A 15,990-nucleotide genomic window follows, 5' to 3' on the forward strand; every position below is an offset into this window, starting at 1 on the left:
GATGAACGAGACGGCCACCGGCACCGGCCCGCGCGCCGCGGCCCGTACCGGAGTGCCGCTGCCGCCCGTCGCGGTCCACACGCCGCCCGTGCCGCAGCAGGGGCCGCCACGGCTCGGGAAGGTACTGGCCAGGGCCGCCGCGATCACCGCGGCGCTGACCGTCGCCGGGTCGGTGCTCGGTCTGGTCCGGGACCAGAGCATCGCGCACCTCTTCGGCGCGGGCAGCGACAGCGACGCCTTCCTGATCTCCTGGACCGTGCCGGAGATGGCGTCCACGCTGCTCATCGAGGACGCGATGGCGCTGGTGCTCGTACCGGCCTTCAGTCACGCGCTGGCCCGCCGCGCCGCGGGGGAGCACCCGGACCCCGTACGGAGTCTGGTCTCGGCCACCCTGCCGCGGCTGCTCGTCCTGCTCGGCTGCACCACCGGGCTCCTCGTGCTGGGCGCCCCGGTGATCGTGGAGCTGCTCGCACCCGGCCTCGCCGAGCCGCAAGTCGCCGTCCAGTGCACGCGGTTGACCGCGCTCACCGTGCTCTCGTTCGGGGTCACCGGCTATCTCAGCGCGGCGCTGCGGGCGCACCGCAGCTATCTGCCGCCCGCCACGATCTATGTCGCGTACAACGTCGGCATCATCGTCACCATGCTGGTGCTGCACTCCCTGTGGGGGGTGCGCGCCGCCGCGGCCGGGGTCGCCGCGGGCAGCGTCCTGATGGTGCTGGCCCAACTGCCCGCCTTCGTCAGGCACCTGGCCGTACGGCCGTCCGGCGGCGAAACCGTACTCACTGGCCAGACCCTGCTCAACGGCAAGGCTCCGCTCACCGGCGTGGTCCCCGCCGCGCGGCCCGCTCTGCTCGGTCTCGGGGTGCTGGCGCCCGTCCTCATCTTCACCGTCTGCCGTCAGTCCCAGGTCCTCGTCGAGCGGTTCCTGGCCGCTTCGCTGCCCGCCGGGTCCATCTCGCACCTGAACTACGCGCAGAAGGTCGCGCAGGTGCCGATGATGCTGTCGCTGATGATCTGCACGGTCACCTTCCCGGTGGTCGCCAAGGCCGTCGCCGACGGCGAGGGCGACCAGGCGCGGCGCCGGGTCGAACGCGATCTGGCGCTGGCCGGGGTCGTCGTGCTGGCCGGTACGGCGGTCGTCGTCGCCTACGCGCCGCAGATCATCGAAGTCCTCTTCCAGCGCGGTGCGTTCAGCGCAGCCGACACCGCGACCACCGCTTCCATCATGCGGGTCTACGCCCTCGGGCTGCTCGGGCAGTGTCTGGTGGGCGCGCTGGGCAGACCGTTCTTCTCGACGGTGCGCCCCACCTGGTTCCCGGCCGCCGCGATGGCCGCAGGACTCCTCGTCAACGGGGTCGCCGGCGCGCTCGCCGTCGGCCCGTGGGGGGTCTACGGCATCACCGCGTCCAACGCCCTGGGGATCACCGTCACCGCTGTGCTGCTGCTCCGCGGGCTCGGCTCGCGGGTCGTCTCCATCCATGTACGCGGGGTCGCCCTGACGCTCGCCAGGCTGTCCGCCGCAGCCGTCGCCGCCTGCGCGGTGGGCCTGTTCGCCGCACCGCTGATCCCCGGCGCGGTGGCGAGCCTGGCGGCCGGCTGCCTGCTGGTGCCCGGTGTGTTCGCGGCGGCGGCACTGGCGCTGCGCGCCCCCGAAATCGTCGGCCTGCTCGATCTCACCAAGCGAAGGTTCCGCCATGTCCGCTGATACGGCGTCACGTGACGCCGCTCCGCCCGCGCCCCGGTCCCGTATCCAGCCGTGGATCCTGATGTACCACTCGGTGGCCGACCCGGCCGACGACCCGTACGGCATCACCGTCTCGCCCGAGCGCCTCGGCCACCAGCTGCGCCGGCTCAGACGGCGCGGGCTGACCGGCGTCGGCGTCGGGGCCCTGCTGCGGGCCCGCGCCGAGGGGCGCGGGCGCGGTCTTGTCGGGCTCACCTTCGACGACGGCTACCGCGACTTCACCGACCACGCGCTGCCGCTGCTGAAGCTCCACGGGTGCACGGCCACCCTGTTCGTGCTGCCCGGCAGGCCGGGCGGCGAGAACGCCTGGGACGCGCTCGGCCCGCGCAAGCCGCTCCTCACCGAGGACGGCATCCGGGCCGCCGCCGCGGCCGGCATGGAGATCGGCTCGCACGGCCTGTACCACCAGGACCTCACCGAGCTGGCCGACGACGAGCTGCGCCAGGAGACCCGGGGGAGCCGCGAGCTGCTCCGCCGGATCACCGGGGTCGCACCGGAGGGCTTCTGCTACCCGTACGGCACCCTCGACCGGCGGACCGTCGACGCCGTGCGCGACGCCGGATACTCCTACGGCTGTGCCATCGCCCCCGGGCCGCTCGCCGGCGACCACGCGCTGGCCCGCACCCACATCAGCCACGCCGACCGGGGCCTGCGGCTGGACACCAAACGGGCGCTGCACCAGCTGCACCAGCTGCGTCAATTGCGCCAACTGCGGCAGCCGGCGCCCGGAGGCAGCCGGTGAGGGTCCTGCACATCATCACCGGGCTCGGTGTCGGCGGCGCCGAGCAGCAACTGCGGCTGCTGCTGCGCCGGTTGCCCGTCGAGTGCGACGTGGTCACCCTCACCAACCCCGGTCCGGTCGCCGACGGGCTGCGCGCCGACGGGGTCTCCGTCACCCATCTGGGGATGGGCGGCAACCGCGACCTCACCGCGCTCCCCCGGCTGACCCGGCTGATCCGGCGCGGCCGGTACGACCTGGTCCACACCCATCTGTACCGCGCCTGTGTGTACGGCAGGATCGCGGCCCGGCTGGCCGGGGTCCGCACCACGATCGCCACCGAACACTCGCTGGGCGAGCGGTACATCGAGGGCCGCCCGCTCACCCCGTCCACCCGCGCGCTGTATCTGCGCACCGAGCGGCTGGGGTCCGCGACCGTCGCGGTGTCGTCGACCGTCGCCGACCGGCTGCGCCGCTGGGGCATCCCGGCGCGGCGCATCCATGTCGTACCGAACGGCATCGACGGGGCGCGGTTCCGGCACGACCCGCAGGTACGGGCCGCCACCCGGGCCCTGCTCGACATCCCGGCCGGCGACTTCGTGGTGGGCGGTGTCGGCAGGCTGGTGCCGGGCAAGCGGTTCGACCTGCTGGTACGGGCGGTCGCCGCACTGCCCGGGGTCCGGCTGGTGCTGGCCGGGGACGGGCCCGAGCGGGAGCCGCTGCGGGCGCTCGCCGGGCGGCTGGGGGCCGGTGACCGCGTCCACTTCCTCGGCGAGTGCGACGCGCTGCCCGACGGGCCGCACACCGGGCCGACCGTCCCCGCTGTCCTGGACGCGGTGGACGTCTTCGTCTCCGCGTCCGAGGAGGAGTCCTTCGGGCTCGCGGTGGTCGAGGCACTGGCCGCCGGTCTTCCGGTGCTGCACGCCGCCTGCCCCGCGCTCGACGACCTGCCGGCGGAGCCGGTGCCGGGCGCGGTACGGGTGCCGGGCGGCGCCGGGGCGTTCGAGGCGGCGCTCCGTCACCAACTGGAGCTGGGTGTACGGAGGCTGGAGCCGCCTGCGGTGGTCGGCCACTACGACATCGCGCGCAGCGCCGGCAGCCTGCTCGGGGTGTACGCCCGCGCCGCCGAGGCCGCCCCGGCCGTTCCGCGCGTACGCCCTCCGTTCGTGACGCCCGTTCCGTAAGCCCAGGTCCGTTCCGTAACCCCGTGCCGACGCAGACCCCCGACGCAGACCCCCGACGCAGATCCCGACGGAGAAGTGAGCCCCATGCCTGATTCGCCCAGCGAAGAGCACCGCGCCATCCCCCGCACCATCGGACGGGCCGTCCGCCGCCGCGCTGCCGCGCTGCCGCGCTGGTGGCCGCTGCCGCTGTGCGCACTCGTCGGTGTGGTCGGCAGTGCGTCGTACGGAGCGCTCGCGGCGCCCGACTACGCCGCCACCAGCTATGTCGTCGCCGCGCCCGCCAAGGGCTCAGACCCGGCCACCGCCCTCGGCTTCGCCCAGGCGTACGGCCGTATCTCCACCAGTGCGTCGACCCTCGCCGCGGCGCAGCCGGCCGCGGGCGTCCCGGCACGGACGCTGGGGCGGCACGTCAGGACGGAGACCTCACCCGAGTCCCCGATGATCGGCATCACCGGCAGCGCGACGCGCCCCGGCACGGCCGCCCACATCGCCAACGCGGTGGCCGGAGCGCTCACCGCCGGCGCCAACGGCGCCTCGGACAGCACCGGCGTCCGCCTCGTCCTGTTCTCCAAGGCCGTCCCGCCGTCGGCCGCCGTCTCGCCCTCGTTGCCGGTCGGTATCGCCGTCGGCGGCTGCGCGGGCGGCCTCGTCGGCGCCCTCGCGCTGCTGGTCCGCCCGCGCCGCAAGCAGGGCAACACCGGCACCGCGGTCCCGGCGCCCGCCCAGGCCACCGGGTCCGACGCGCTCGCCGAGCCCGCCCAGCAGAAGGAACACGTCTGATGGCGGTGGCCACCGGGGCCGGGACCGGGGCTGGAACCGGAACTGGGACCGCGACCGGAACCGGTGCCGGTACCGGCCTGTCCGTGACGCTGTGCCGCGACGAGCGGCAGTTCGCGGCGCTGGAGACCCAGTGGATGGCGCTGCACCGCGGCTGCGCCACCGCCACCCCGTTCCAGAGCCACCCCTGGCTGCACTCCTGGTGGCTCTCGTACGGCACACCGGGCCGGCTGCGGGTGGTGCTCGTCCGGCGTGGCGGACGGCTGGTGGGAGCCGCCCCGCTGATGCTCGTCCACCGGCCGCTGCCGCTGCTGGTCCCGCTGGGCGGCGGCATCTCCGACTTCTCGGATGTCCTCATCGACGGCTCGCAGCCGCCCCGTACGCTCACCGCGCTCGCCGAGGGGCTGCGCCGGGCCGCCCGGTACGCGGTGATCGACCTGCGCGAGGTGCGGCCGGGAGCCGCTGCCGAGCAGCTGTACGCCCGCTGGACGGGGGCCCGGCGCAGGCTCAGTGACTCGGTCTGCCTCGAACTGCCCGCCGAACCCATCGACCAGCTGGTGAAGCGGCTGGCCTCCGCACGGGCCCAGCGGGTCCGGGCCAAGCTGCGCAAGCTCGACGCGCTGCGGATCGAGGAGCGCGCCGTCGCCGAGCACGAAGTGCCCTGCACCATCCGGGAGTTGCTGCGGCTGCACGAGCTCCAGTGGCGCGGGCGCGGGGTCACACCCGAGCACCTCAGGCCCCGGTTCGCCGAACACCTGACACGCGCCACCCAGCGCATGGTCAGGGACGGCGACGCGGCGCTCACCGAGTACCGGCTGGACGGCGCGGTGGTCGCCGCCAATGTCACGCTCCAGTCCGCACAGCTCAGCGGCGGCTATCTGTACGGCGCCGACCCCGAGCTCCGTACGAAGAAGGTCGACGTGGCGACGATGCTGCTGCGCCGCGACGCCCGGCACGCGGCGGACAGCGGCCGGACCGTCATCAGCCTGCTGCGCGGCACCGAGCCGTACAAGAGCCACTGGCGCCCGGCCGTGGTGACCAACCAGCGGCTGCTGCTCGCACCGGCAGCGCTCGCCCCGGCGCTGAACCTGTACGCGGCCCAGCTGGCGGGCCGGGACCGGGCGGCCGACGCGGTGCGTTCCCTCGGGCCCGTGGCGCGCGAGTGGCGCATCCGGATCGGCGGGCGGCGGGCGGGCGGGTCACCCGACAGCGGGCGGTGATCGCCCGCCGTCCTGCCGCCCGCCGTCCTGCCGGCCGTCCCGTCAACCCTTCGCCGTCAGTCCTTCGGCAGGGTCCAGCAGATCTTCCGGGGCTTGAACCAGGGGTTGGCCCACTTGCCCAGGTCGATCCGGACGCACCACCGCTTCCCACCCATCGGCTCCGGCTCCGTCGGCTCCGGCTCGGTCGGCTTCGGCTCCGTGCTCGGTTCGGTGCTCGGTTCGGTGCCCGGCTCCTGCTCGGTCTCCTGGGACACCGCGGTCCGGAAGATCTTCGACGCGTCGGGGTTCTCGTCGCACTGCCACACACCGTGCGGGCAGTAGTCCGTGATGGTCTGGTAGAGCGGTCTGTGCGCGTCGAACCAGGCCAGCATCCCGCGCATGTAGTCGGTGTCGTCGCCGTTCCTGTAGAGACCCCACTCGGGGTAGGAGATCTGCTTCTTGTGCGCGGTCGCGAAGTCGACCTGCGCCTGGAGCCCGTACGGACCCTTCACCTGATCCTCGAAGGTGTCGCCCGGTGGCTGGTCGTACGAGTCCATCCCCACGATGTCCACCGTGCGGTCGCCCGGGTAGCACTGCGTCCAGGGGATGTCGTCCGGGCCGCGGTTGGGCGTGAAGTCGAACTTGAACTTCTGGCCGGGGACGGAGCGCATCGCGGTGACGATCCGCTTCCAGTACGTCTTCCAGCCCTGCGGGTCGGGGCCGCAGCGCTGGGTGTAGGTGGTGCCGTTCATCTCCCAGCCCAGCACGATCACCGTGTCGGGGACCCCCAGCCGCACCAGCCGGGTGGCCAGCTTGCGGTAGTGGTCGTCGAAGTCGCCCCGGGCGCCCTGGCCGATGAGGTCCCGGACCTCGTCGTCCGACAGATTGTCCTCGTTGTGCTCCTGCATGGGCACGTTGAGCACGAACATCCGGTCGGGCTTGGCGCGCCGCCACTTCGCCCAGGGGCTGAGGAAGTCGGGCTGCCCCTCGATGTTCGACCAGACGTCGCCCGGCAGGTAGGTGTGCCCCACCCGCAGCTCCGCACCGCCCAGCCAGTGCGAGAGGTCCGCCATCCGGGCGATGCCCTCCGGCCCGTAGTCCAGGTAGGCGCCCACCGCGGGCACGGAGTCCTTCGGCACGGCGGGCAGGGGGCCCTTCGGCGCAGTGGGTACGGAGTCCTTCGCCGCGGGTGCCGCATCCTTCGGCGCCACAGGAGCGGATCCGGAGGGGGACGGGGCGGGAGGGGGCGGCGGCTTCAGTGCTCCGTGCGCGCCGCCCGCACCGGTCAGGAGAAGACCGGTGGCCACACCAGCGATGCATGCGCCCCTCAACCGACGGCGTGAATGCGGCATGGGCTTCTCCTCGTGAACTCGTGTACCGGTGAACTCGTGTACTCGTGAACTTCGAACTCGTGCACTGGTGAAGGTGACGGAATCTGAATCCGCGGAATCGTGAGCTATTGGTCAAACCGTCCACCCGACGGGCCGCACGGGCGCGCTGCGCTGGGCCATCGGTGCGTTCCGTGACCCTCAGTCAGCTCCATCCAGGTGAAGGACGCGACGCCACGCCGTGGCTCGGGGGTCGGTGACACACGCGTACGCCCTGACCGGTGGTTTGCGGCCCGCGGTTCCGCCATCCGGGTGAACGGCCACCGTGGGCGTCCCGGCCCGCCACTAGGGTGCCGAGCCATGACCGCATCCCACACCGCCACAAGCAGTGTCCAGCGCGACCACTTGGGCACCCTCTCCGTGCTCGCCTGGTCCGGCGACCCCGAAACGAACAACACGCCCTATCTGCTGGCCTATTCACTCGGTGACGGCAAGGACGGTGCCGAGGCGGGTGAGGCCGCCGTACGCACGCTCTTCGGCGAGCTCGGCATCCCGCTGGGCAGCTCGCTGGCCGACGGCTCCCGGCCCGGCTTCCCGGTCAAGCTGCTCGTCGAGGGCGGCCAGGCCGCCATCAACATGCCGTATCTGAGCGCTCAGTGCCCGGTCCCGCCGGAGTGGCTCCAGGCCGTGGCCGACCGCGGCGAGGTGCACTTCATGTTCGCGAGCAAGCCGTGGCCGGAGGCGGTGCCGGGCAGGCCCGTCTCCGAGGAGGTCCTCAGCGCCTTCGTCGGCGACGAGGGCATGCTCGCCACCTCCGCACACTGCATGCTGCCGGTCACCAAGTTGCGGAAGTAGCCCCGCCCCGCCCTGTCACGCGGTGGCCTCCGGCCCGCCCGCTGTCACTGCACGGGCGGGTCGAAGGCGAACCGCAGCGCCCGCACCCTGTTGTCGAAGTTCGAGCCGGCCAGCTCGGGCAGGCCCACCGCACGGAGCGCCTGCGGGCGGCTCAGCAGCTCCCGGAAGAGCGCCTTGATCTCCTGCCGCGCCAGGTGCGAGCCCAGGCAGAAGTGCGGACCGCCGCCGCCGTACCCCAGATGCGGGTTCGGGCTGCGGGTGATGTCGAAGGCGTCCGGGTCGGTGAAGACCGCCTCGTCGCGGTTGGCCGACGCGTAGTAGAGGACCACCTTGTCGCCCGGCCGGAAGAGGTGCCCGCCCAGCGTGTACTCGGTCCGTACCGTCCTGCGGAACTGGATGATCGGCGTCGAGTGCCGTACGACCTCGTCGACCGCCCCGTCGGCGTACCGCTCGAAGTCCGACGTGAGCAGGGCACGCTGCTCCGGGTTCTCGGTCAGCAGCGTCAGCGCGTGGGTGATCGCGTTCCGGGTGGTCTCCACCCCGGCCACCATCAGCAGCGAGAAGAACGAGCCCAGGCTGCGGGCGCCGAGCCCCTGCCCGTCGACATCGGCGCGCACCAGCGCGGAGATCAGGTCACCGGTGGGCCGGCGCCGCCGCTCGCGGCCGAGTGCCGCCATCATCAGATGCATCCGGGCCAGCGCCCGCAGCCCGCGCCCGGGGTCGCGCAGCCGGGCGCCGATGCCGCGCCGCACGCCCGCGTTCTCCGACGCGTGGTCGACACGGCCCGCGATGTCGGCGCGGTAGCGCTCCGGGATGCCCATGAGGTTGCAGATGACCTCGAACGGCATCCGCGAAGCCACCGACGCCACGAACTCACCGGGCCGCTGCGCGATCATGTCGTCCACGATCCGCCCGGCGACCCGGCGGATGTCCTCATCGGCCGCGGCGAGCAGCCGCGGTGTGAAGGCCCGGGAGACCACCCGGCGGAGCTGGGTGTGATGCGGGGCGTCCAGGTTGACCATGGAATCGCCGAACAGGAACCTGACCCAGCGGGCGGGCTCCGGCGTGGTGACACCGGGGGCGCTGGCGAACACCTCGGGCAGCCGGCTGGCCCGCACCACGTCGGCGTGGCTGACCAGTGCGTAGAACCCCTGCTCGGGCCTGCGCCAGGTGGCGGGACGCTCGGTGAAGTACACGGGGCGGCCGAGCTTACGGAGCGCGGCGAAGGCGTCCAGCCTTACGGCGCACGGCAGTTGCCAGAACAACGGGTCGGCGAGATCCGCCTCCGCCGGGTGAACCGTGTGCCGCACGGCCGGCCGTGCCGGGACCCTCATCCGTCGATGTCCTTCCCGCCGGGCCGAACAGCCCTGGTCCGGCCGTCATCGTGGCGCATCCACGGCGGCGACGGCCGTCCCCGCCGGGCCGGTCGGACAAGTTCCCGCCCCGGCGCGGGACATTCCCCTCGTACGGCCGAACGGCCGCCGGGCCGGGAGCAGCGGAGTGAGCCGCAGCTGCTGGTCGGCGCGCCGATGTTGTGACTTGTCTGAATAACTGTTTCCTCGTGCCGTCGTTGTCACCGAAGGCGCGGCCCCGTGTGCAGCGTGCGCGGCGGACCGCACTGACCAGCGGGGTGAACCGGAAGGAGCCAGGATGAGAACGTCCACGCGCGGCACGGCGGGGAGGGAGCGGGCGGGATCGCGAGGGCAGTCGGGTCAGGCAGGACCGGCCGACCCGACAGGTCGTCAGGGACCCACGAAGCAGCCGGAGCTGCTGTCCCGCCGCGGTGCGCTGCGCGCCCTGTTCGCGGCGGGCGCGGTCGGCGGTACGGCGGTGGCGCTGGCCCCGATCGTGCGGACGGCCGCCAAGGGCCAGGAGGGCGACGACGGGAAGAACGTCCTGTCACCGGGGCCGCCGCAGGAGCTGCGGAACGTGTTCGACGAGATGTACCGGGGCCGGCGCATCCGGGGCCGCGCGGAGGGCGGCTACACCGAGGTGACCGTCGACGGCAGGCCGCTGCACCTCATGCGGCGGGCCGACGGCAGCTATCTCAGCATGGTCGACCACTACGAGTCGTACCCGACGCCCCTCGCGGCGGCGCGCGCCGCGGTCGATGAACTGGGCGCGGCCCAGCTGTCGTTGACACTCATGCACCAGCTCTGACCGGGGAGGTTCCTGACTCGTGTACACCCGCAAGAACCAGAAGGACCTCACGGCCACCGAGAAGAGGCGGTTCGTCTCCGCCGTCCTGGAGGTCAAGCGCTCCGGCCAGTACGACGACTTCGTCCGCACGCACGGCGAGTACTACGTGCCGGACGGTTCGCGGGGGAAGCGGGTCGCCCACATGGCGCCCACCTTCTTCCCCTGGCACCGGCGCTTCGTGCTGGAATTCGAGCGCGCCCTCCAGGCGGTCGACCCCAGTGTCACCGTGCCCTACTGGGACTGGACGGTCGACAACACCCCGGCTGCCGGGCTCTGGGGAGACGACTTCCTCGGCGGCGACGGCAGGAGGTCGGACGAGCAGGTGATGACCGGGCCCTTCGCGTACCGCGAAGGGAATTGGGAGGTCACTGTCGGCGTGACCGACAACCGGTTCCTGACCCGCAACTTCGGCCGCCCCGCCCGCCCCGTTTCGCTGCCGAGCCGGGCCGATCTGGCCCGCGCGATGAGGGAGCCGCTGTACGACGCGGCCCCGTGGGACTCCACCGTGCCGAACGGGTTCCGCAACACCTTCGAGGGCTGGTCGGTCGGCAACGGCCCGCCCTGGCGCAACCACAACCTGGTGCACCGCTGGGTGGGCGGCGCGATGAACACCGCGACCTCGCCCAACGACCCGGTCTTCTGGCTGCACCACTCCTTCTGCGACCTGGTGTGGGACCGCTGGCAGAAGGCGCATCCGCACGCCGGGTTCGTCCCCGCCAGGAAGCTCTCCCCGAACGATCCGCAGAGCGGCCGGATCTTCAGCCTGGACGAGCCGATGGAGCCGTGGGGCGTCAAGCCGTCGTCGCTGCTGAGCCATGCGTCGCTCTACCGGTACGCCTGAGACAGCGGTACAGCCGGGACCCTGCGGACACGCGGGCCCTGCGGACACGGCTGCGGCCATCCCCTCGGAGGGGATGGCCGCAGGTCGCGGGAGGCGCTGCCTCTCGCCGTTTCAGCTGGGTCGGACCGGTGGGCCGGTCTCTCAGTTGCCGTAGCCGTCGTGGCCGTAGCCACCGTGGTCGTGGCCGCGGTCGGCGTTGACGCAGGTGTTGCCGAACGCCGGGTTCAGCAGACCGATGACGTTGACGGTGTTGCCGCAGAGGTTCACCGGGATGTGCACCGGGACCTGGACCTGGTTGCCGGAGATGACACCCGGGGAGCCGACAGCGGCACCGTGGGCTCCGGCGTCGGCGGCGGCCAGACCGGCGGAGCCGGCCAGGACGGCGCCGGTGCCCGCGAGTACGGCAGCGGCCTTCGCGATACGCGACATTGCGTTCTCCTTGGAACATTGGAACAGGAACATTCAGGGTCAGCCGCAGCGATTTCACGGTCTGACGTGTCGTTCAACGCCGCAGCGCACCGGCGGTAACGGATCACGATCAAAGTCACCGGGGTTCGGGCGAAGGGCCGGCGGTTCCCGCGGAAGCGGAATCGCGCCGGGCGATGACCTATTCGGGGCGATAGGCTCATTCGTGGCATCTGCCGTGGCATTCTGCGGCGCCACGCTTCCCGCGCTGGGCCCCTGTGAGCCCCGGCCGGACCCGGCCGCACCCACTCCCACCAGGGCTTTTCCTGCGTTGCGCATAAGACCGGGATAAAAGTTGAGCGCCCTCGGCTCAGGTCGGTTGACTCCGCGGGATCTGTCGTGCACTCTTGAGCCAGTTCCACTCAAGTAGTCAGCTGGAGGATTCACCATGGCACGTGCGGTCGGCATCGACCTGGGCACGACTAACTCCGTCGTCAGCGTTCTCGAAGGCGGCGAGCCCACCGTCATCACCAACGCCGAAGGCGCCAGGACCACGCCGTCCGTCGTCGCCTTCGCCAAGAACGGCGAGGTGCTCGTCGGCGAGGTCGCCAAGCGCCAGGCAGTCACGAACGTCGACAGGACCATCCGGTCGGTCAAGCGCCACATGGGCACCGACTGGAAGATCGACCTGGACGGCAAGAGCTTCAACCCGCAGCAGATGAGCGCCTTCATCCTGCAGAAGCTGAAGCGTGACGCCGAGTCGTACCTGGGGGAGAAGGTCACCGACGCGGTGATCACTGTCCCGGCGTACTTCAACGACTCCGAGCGCCAGGCGACGAAGGAGGCCGGCGAGATCGCGGGCCTGAACGTCCTGCGCATCGTCAACGAGCCGACGGCCGCCGCTCTGGCGTACGGGCTCGACAAGGACGACCAGACCATCCTCGTCTTCGACCTCGGCGGCGGCACCTTCGACGTGTCGCTCCTGGAGATCGGTGACGGCGTGGTCGAGGTCAAGGCCACCAACGGTGACAACCACCTCGGTGGTGACGACTGGGACCAGCGCGTCGTCGACTACCTGGTGAAGCAGTTCGCCAACGGTCACGGCGTGGACCTGGCCAAGGACAAGATGGCTCTCCAGCGTCTCCGCGAGGCCGCGGAGAAGGCGAAGATCGAGCTGTCGTCCTCGACCGAGACCACGATCAACCTGCCGTACATCACGGCGTCGGCCGAGGGCCCGCTGCACCTGGACGAGAAGCTCACGCGCTCGCAGTTCCAGCAGCTCACCGCCGATCTGCTGGACCGCTGCAAGAGCCCCTTCCACAACGTCATCAAGGACGCGGGCATCCAGCTCTCCGAGATCGACCACGTCGTTCTCGTCGGTGGCTCGACCCGTATGCCGGCCGTCGCGGAGCTCGTCAAGGAGCTCACCGGTGGCCAGGACGCCAACAAGGGTGTGAACCCGGACGAGGTCGTCGCGATCGGCGCCTCGCTCCAGGCCGGTGTCCTCAAGGGCGAGGTCAAGGACGTCCTGCTCCTCGACGTGACGCCGCTGTCCCTCGGTATCGAGACCAAGGGAGGGATCATGACGAAGCTCATCGAGCGCAACACCACGATCCCGACCAAGCGTTCCGAGATCTTCACGACGGCCGAGGACAACCAGCCGTCCGTGCAGATCCAGGTCTACCAGGGCGAGCGCGAGATCGCGGCGTACAACAAGAAGCTCGGGATGTTCGAGCTGACCGGTCTGCCGCCGGCCCCGCGCGGTGTGCCGCAGATCGAGGTCGCCTTCGACATCGACGCCAACGGCATCATGCACGTCGCTGCCAAGGACCTCGGCACCGGCAAGGAGCAGAAGATGACCGTCACCGGTGGCTCCTCGCTGCCGAAGGACGAGGTCAACCGGATGCGCGAAGAGGCCGAGCAGTACGCGGACGAGGACCACAAGCGCCGCGAGGCCGCCGAGTCGCGCAACCAGGGCGAGCAGCTCGTCTACCAGACCGAGAAGTTCCTCAAGGACAACGAGGACAAGGTCCCGGGCGACGTCAAGACCGAGGTCGAGGAGGCCCTCACCGAGCTGAAGGAGAAGCTCAAGGGTGAGGACACCGCCGAGATCCGTACGGCCACCGAGAAGGTCGCCGCGGTCTCGCAGAAGCTCGGCCAGGCGATGTACGCGAACGCCGAGGGCGCCGCTGCCGCAGGCGGTGCGCCGGGTGCCGAGGGTACGGAGCAGGCCACCGATGCTCCTGACGACGTGGTCGACGCCGAGATCGTGGACGACGAGAAGGACGGCCGTCAGGGAGGCGCCGCATGACGGAGGAGACTCCGGGCTTCGAGGAGGAGCCCGACGTCCCCTCCGGCGCGACCTCCGAAGACGCCGCGTCGAAGGCCGCCGGGCCCGACTCCGGGAAGGAGTCGGAGCCGGCGGCCCCGGCAGGGGACGCACAGAGCAGCGGTCAGAACAGTCAGGAAACAGCTCTCACCGCCCAGCTGGACCAGGTCCGTACCGCGCTCAGTGAGCGCACCGGGGACCTCCAGCGGCTCCAGGCGGAGTACCAGAACTACCGCCGCCGGGTGGAGCGGGACCGGGTCCAGGTCAAGGAGGTCGCCATCGCGAACCTCCTGTCCGAACTCCTCCCGACCCTCGACGACATCGGTCGCGCCCGGGAGCACGGCGAGCTGGTCGGCGGCTTCAAGTCGGTGGCCGAGTCGCTGGAGACGGTCGCGGCGAAGATGGGCCTCCAGCAGTTCGGCAAGGAGGGCGAGCCCTTCGACCCGACGATCCACGAGGCCCTGATGCACTCGTACGCGCCGGACATCACCGAGGACACGTGCGTGGCGATCCTGCAGCCGGGGTACCGGTTCGGCGAGCGCACCATCCGTCCCGCACGGGTCGCGGTGGCCGAGCCCCAGCCGGGCGCGCAGTCCAAGGACGACGCGCCGGACGAGGACAGCGGTGGCCCGGACGAGGGCTGACATCAGTGAAGGCTGACATCAGTAGGGGCTGGCATCAGTATCAGTAGCGACCGGAAGGAGGGACGTCGGGGATGAGCACCAAGGACTTCGTCGAGAAGGACTACTACAAGGTTCTCGGCGTCCCGAAGGACGCCACCGAGGCCGAGATCAAGAAGGCGTACCGGAAGCTCGCCCGCGAGCTGCACCCGGACGCCAACAAGAGTGACGCCAAAGCCGAAGAGCGGTTCAAGGAGGTCTCCGAGGCGAACGACGTCCTCGGCGACCCCAAGAAGCGCAAGGAGTACGACGAAGCGCGTGCTCTCTTCGGCAACGGCGGCTACCGGCCAGGGCCCGGCGCCGGCGGCGGCTCCTTCAACTTCGACCTGGGGGACCTCTTCGGAGGCACCCCGGGCGGGGGAGCGGGGCAGCCGGGCGGCGCGGGCGGTTTCGGCGGCGGACTCGGGGACGTGTTCGGCGGGCTGTTCAACCGGGGCGGTCCCGGTACCACCCGCACCCAGCCGCGCCGCGGCCAGGACATCGAGTCCGAGGTGACGCTCAGCTTCACCGAGGCGGTCGACGGGGCCACGGTCCCGCTGCGGATGTCCAGCCAGGCGCCGTGCAAGGCCTGTTCGGGTACCGGCGACAAGAACGGCACCCCCCGGGTCTGCCCGACCTGCGTCGGCACCGGCCAGGTGTCGCGCGGCAGCGGCGGCGGCTTCTCACTGACCGACCCCTGCGTGGACTGCAAGGGCCGTGGGCTCATCGCCGAGAACCCCTGCGAGGTCTGCAAGGGTTCCGGGCGGGCGAAGTCCTCCCGGACCATGCAGGTAAGGATCCCGGCGGGCGTCTCCGACGGCCAGCGGATCAGGCTGCGCGGCAAGGGCACCCCGGGCGAGCAGGGCGGCCCGGCCGGTGACCTCTATGTGATCGTCCATGTCGACGCCCACCCGGTCTTCGGCCGCAGGGGCGACAACCTCACGCTCACCGTGCCCGTCACCTTCACGGAGGCGGCACTCGGCGGCGAGGTCAAGGTACCGACGCTCGGCGGCCCCCCGGTCACGCTGAAACTGCCCGCGGGTACGCCCAACGGCCGTACGATGCGGGCCCGGGGCAAGGGTGCCGTACGCAAGGACGGCACCCGGGGGGACCTGCTGGTCACCGTCGAGGTCGCCGTACCGGCGGATCTCAGCGACAAGGCACGTGAGTCGCTGGAGACGTACCGCGAAGCGACCGCGGGGCAGGACCCGCGCGCGGAGCTTTTCCAGGCCGTGAAGGGAGCTTGAGATGAATGGCCGCCGAGGACGACGTGACCCTGCCATGGGTTACGAACTGACCGACGAGACCCCCGTGTACGTCATCTCGGTCGCCGCTCAGCTCTCCGGCCTGCACCCGCAGACCCTGCGCCAGTACGACCGTCTCGGCCTGGTCTCACCGGGCCGGACGGCCGGCCGGGGCCGGCGGTACTCGGCCCAGGACATCGAACTGCTCCGTACGGTGCAGCAGCTGTCCCAGGACGAGGGCATCAACCTCGCGGGCATCAAGCGCATCATCGAGCTGGAGCACCAGGTCGCCGCGCTCCAGTCCAGGGTCGCCGAACTCTCGGCGGCGGTGGACGGCGCGGCGGTGGCCATGCAGCAGCGCGAGGCACAGGTCCACGCCTCGTACCGGCGCGACCTGGTCCCGTACCAGGACATGCAGCAGACCAGCGCACTGGTGGTCTGGCGACCGAAGCCGAAGCGGTCGCCGGAGTAGGGCAGTTCGTGTGAGTGAGGTCCGAGGGCCGCTACC

General features: G+C 71.5%; 15 protein-coding genes. 12 read left to right on the top strand and 3 right to left on the bottom strand.

Features of this window, described 5'->3' with window-relative positions:
* Position 1 precedes the first annotated feature (1 nt).
* From murJ to OHB13_RS19725, 5 genes are all read left to right on the top strand, one after another.
* Complete coding sequence (gene murJ, locus OHB13_RS19705; RefSeq protein WP_328377974.1) at positions 2–1,705, top strand: murein biosynthesis integral membrane protein MurJ; 1,704 nt, start codon at positions 2–4, stop codon at positions 1,703–1,705.
* Positions 1,695–2,486 carry a polysaccharide deacetylase family protein gene (locus tag OHB13_RS19710; RefSeq protein WP_328377975.1) on the top strand — a complete coding sequence of 264 codons (792 nt, stop codon included), beginning with the start codon at positions 1,695–1,697 and terminating at the stop codon, positions 2,484–2,486. Before murJ ends, OHB13_RS19710 begins: the two co-directional genes overlap by 11 nt.
* The gene (locus OHB13_RS19715) at positions 2,483–3,646 is read left to right on the top strand and encodes a glycosyltransferase (RefSeq protein WP_328377976.1); all 1,164 of its coding nucleotides are present in this window, start codon (positions 2,483–2,485) and stop codon (positions 3,644–3,646) included. The genes OHB13_RS19710 and OHB13_RS19715 overlap by 4 nt, the downstream gene beginning before the upstream one ends.
* A gap of 84 nt (positions 3,647–3,730) precedes the next feature.
* Entirely contained in the window at positions 3,731–4,426 is a 696-nt protein-coding gene (locus OHB13_RS19720; RefSeq protein ID WP_328377977.1) for a lipopolysaccharide biosynthesis protein, read from the top strand.
* Positions 4,426–5,643 carry a GNAT family N-acetyltransferase gene (locus OHB13_RS19725; protein WP_328377978.1) on the top strand — a complete coding sequence of 406 codons (1,218 nt, stop codon included), beginning with the start codon at positions 4,426–4,428 and terminating at the stop codon, positions 5,641–5,643. The genes OHB13_RS19720 and OHB13_RS19725 overlap by 1 nt, the downstream gene beginning before the upstream one ends.
* 56 nt (positions 5,644–5,699) lie before the next feature.
* Here the strand turns inward: OHB13_RS19725 and OHB13_RS19730 are convergent, their stop codons facing one another.
* Positions 5,700–6,974 (bottom strand): glycoside hydrolase family 26 protein, encoded by a 1,275-nt coding sequence (locus OHB13_RS19730; RefSeq protein ID WP_328377979.1) that lies wholly within the window; start codon positions 6,972–6,974, stop codon positions 5,700–5,702.
* 336 nt (positions 6,975–7,310) lie between these two features.
* Here OHB13_RS19730 and OHB13_RS19735 point away from each other — a divergent pair, with 336 nt between their 5' ends.
* On the top strand, positions 7,311–7,805 hold the full coding sequence (locus OHB13_RS19735; RefSeq protein WP_266854987.1) for a DUF5949 family protein: 495 nt from the start codon (positions 7,311–7,313) through the stop codon (positions 7,803–7,805).
* Between the two features lie 44 nt (positions 7,806–7,849).
* On the opposite strand, the gene OHB13_RS19740 is transcribed toward OHB13_RS19735, so the two are convergent.
* Complete coding sequence (locus tag OHB13_RS19740) at positions 7,850–9,139, bottom strand: cytochrome P450 (protein ID WP_328377980.1); 1,290 nt, start codon at positions 9,137–9,139, stop codon at positions 7,850–7,852.
* 316 nt (positions 9,140–9,455) lie between these two features.
* On the opposite strand from OHB13_RS19740, the gene OHB13_RS19745 reads away from it, so the two are divergent.
* On the top strand, positions 9,456–9,965 hold the full coding sequence (locus OHB13_RS19745; protein WP_266854983.1) for a tyrosinase family oxidase copper chaperone: 510 nt from the start codon (positions 9,456–9,458) through the stop codon (positions 9,963–9,965).
* A gap of 19 nt (positions 9,966–9,984) precedes the next feature.
* Positions 9,985–10,845: a tyrosinase family protein gene (locus OHB13_RS19750; RefSeq protein WP_266854981.1), complete on the top strand. Its 861-nt coding sequence runs from the start codon at positions 9,985–9,987 to the stop codon at positions 10,843–10,845.
* A 141-nt stretch (positions 10,846–10,986) separates the two neighbouring features.
* Here OHB13_RS19750 and OHB13_RS19755 read toward each other — a convergent pair whose 3' ends face one another.
* Entirely contained in the window at positions 10,987–11,274 is a 288-nt protein-coding gene (locus OHB13_RS19755) for a chaplin (protein WP_328377981.1), read from the bottom strand.
* A gap of 424 nt (positions 11,275–11,698) precedes the next feature.
* Here OHB13_RS19755 and dnaK point away from each other — a divergent pair, with 424 nt between their 5' ends.
* From dnaK to OHB13_RS19775, 4 genes are all read left to right on the top strand, one after another.
* A complete protein-coding gene (dnaK, locus tag OHB13_RS19760; RefSeq protein ID WP_266854977.1) occupies positions 11,699–13,561 on the top strand; it encodes a molecular chaperone DnaK in 1,863 nt (620 codons plus the stop codon).
* Positions 13,558–14,223, top strand: a complete 666-nt coding sequence (grpE, locus tag OHB13_RS19765; RefSeq protein ID WP_328377982.1) for a nucleotide exchange factor GrpE — start codon at positions 13,558–13,560, stop codon at positions 14,221–14,223. Before dnaK ends, grpE begins: the two co-directional genes overlap by 4 nt.
* 71 nt (positions 14,224–14,294) lie before the next feature.
* Complete coding sequence (gene dnaJ / locus OHB13_RS19770; RefSeq protein WP_266854973.1) at positions 14,295–15,485, top strand: molecular chaperone DnaJ; 1,191 nt, start codon at positions 14,295–14,297, stop codon at positions 15,483–15,485.
* A gap of 1 nt (position 15,486) precedes the next feature.
* Positions 15,487–15,954, top strand: coding sequence for a heat shock protein transcriptional repressor HspR (locus tag OHB13_RS19775; protein ID WP_266854971.1), 468 nt, complete (start codon positions 15,487–15,489; stop codon positions 15,952–15,954).
* Positions 15,955–15,990 lie beyond the last annotated feature (36 nt).

Source organism: Streptomyces sp. NBC_00440, from assembly GCF_036014215.1.
Taxonomy (GTDB): Bacteria; Actinomycetota; Actinomycetes; order Streptomycetales; family Streptomycetaceae; genus Streptomyces.

What these genes read in the sequence shown, in the direction of transcription:
- murJ (WP_328377974.1), top strand. Translation starts at nt 2, where the DNA reads ATGAACGAGACGGCCACCGGCACCGGCCCGCGCGCCGCGGCCCGTACC.
- OHB13_RS19725 (WP_328377978.1), top strand. Translation starts at nt 4,426, where the DNA reads ATGGCGGTGGCCACCGGGGCCGGGACCGGGGCTGGAACCGGAACTGGG.
- OHB13_RS19710 (WP_328377975.1), top strand. Translation starts at nt 1,695, where the DNA reads ATGTCCGCTGATACGGCGTCACGTGACGCCGCTCCGCCCGCGCCCCGG.
- OHB13_RS19745 (WP_266854983.1), top strand. Translation starts at nt 9,456, where the DNA reads ATGAGAACGTCCACGCGCGGCACGGCGGGGAGGGAGCGGGCGGGATCG.
- OHB13_RS19735 (WP_266854987.1), top strand. Translation starts at nt 7,311, where the DNA reads ATGACCGCATCCCACACCGCCACAAGCAGTGTCCAGCGCGACCACTTG.
- OHB13_RS19740 (WP_328377980.1), bottom strand. Translation starts at nt 9,139, where the DNA reads ATGAGGGTCCCGGCACGGCCGGCCGTGCGGCACACGGTTCACCCGGCG.
- dnaK (WP_266854977.1), top strand. Translation starts at nt 11,699, where the DNA reads ATGGCACGTGCGGTCGGCATCGACCTGGGCACGACTAACTCCGTCGTC.
- OHB13_RS19775 (WP_266854971.1), top strand. Translation starts at nt 15,487, where the DNA reads ATGAATGGCCGCCGAGGACGACGTGACCCTGCCATGGGTTACGAACTG.
- grpE (WP_328377982.1), top strand. Translation starts at nt 13,558, where the DNA reads ATGACGGAGGAGACTCCGGGCTTCGAGGAGGAGCCCGACGTCCCCTCC.
- OHB13_RS19720 (WP_328377977.1), top strand. Translation starts at nt 3,731, where the DNA reads ATGCCTGATTCGCCCAGCGAAGAGCACCGCGCCATCCCCCGCACCATC.
- OHB13_RS19730 (WP_328377979.1), bottom strand. Translation starts at nt 6,974, where the DNA reads ATGCCGCATTCACGCCGTCGGTTGAGGGGCGCATGCATCGCTGGTGTG.
- dnaJ (WP_266854973.1), top strand. Translation starts at nt 14,295, where the DNA reads ATGAGCACCAAGGACTTCGTCGAGAAGGACTACTACAAGGTTCTCGGC.
- OHB13_RS19755 (WP_328377981.1), bottom strand. Translation starts at nt 11,274, where the DNA reads ATGTCGCGTATCGCGAAGGCCGCTGCCGTACTCGCGGGCACCGGCGCC.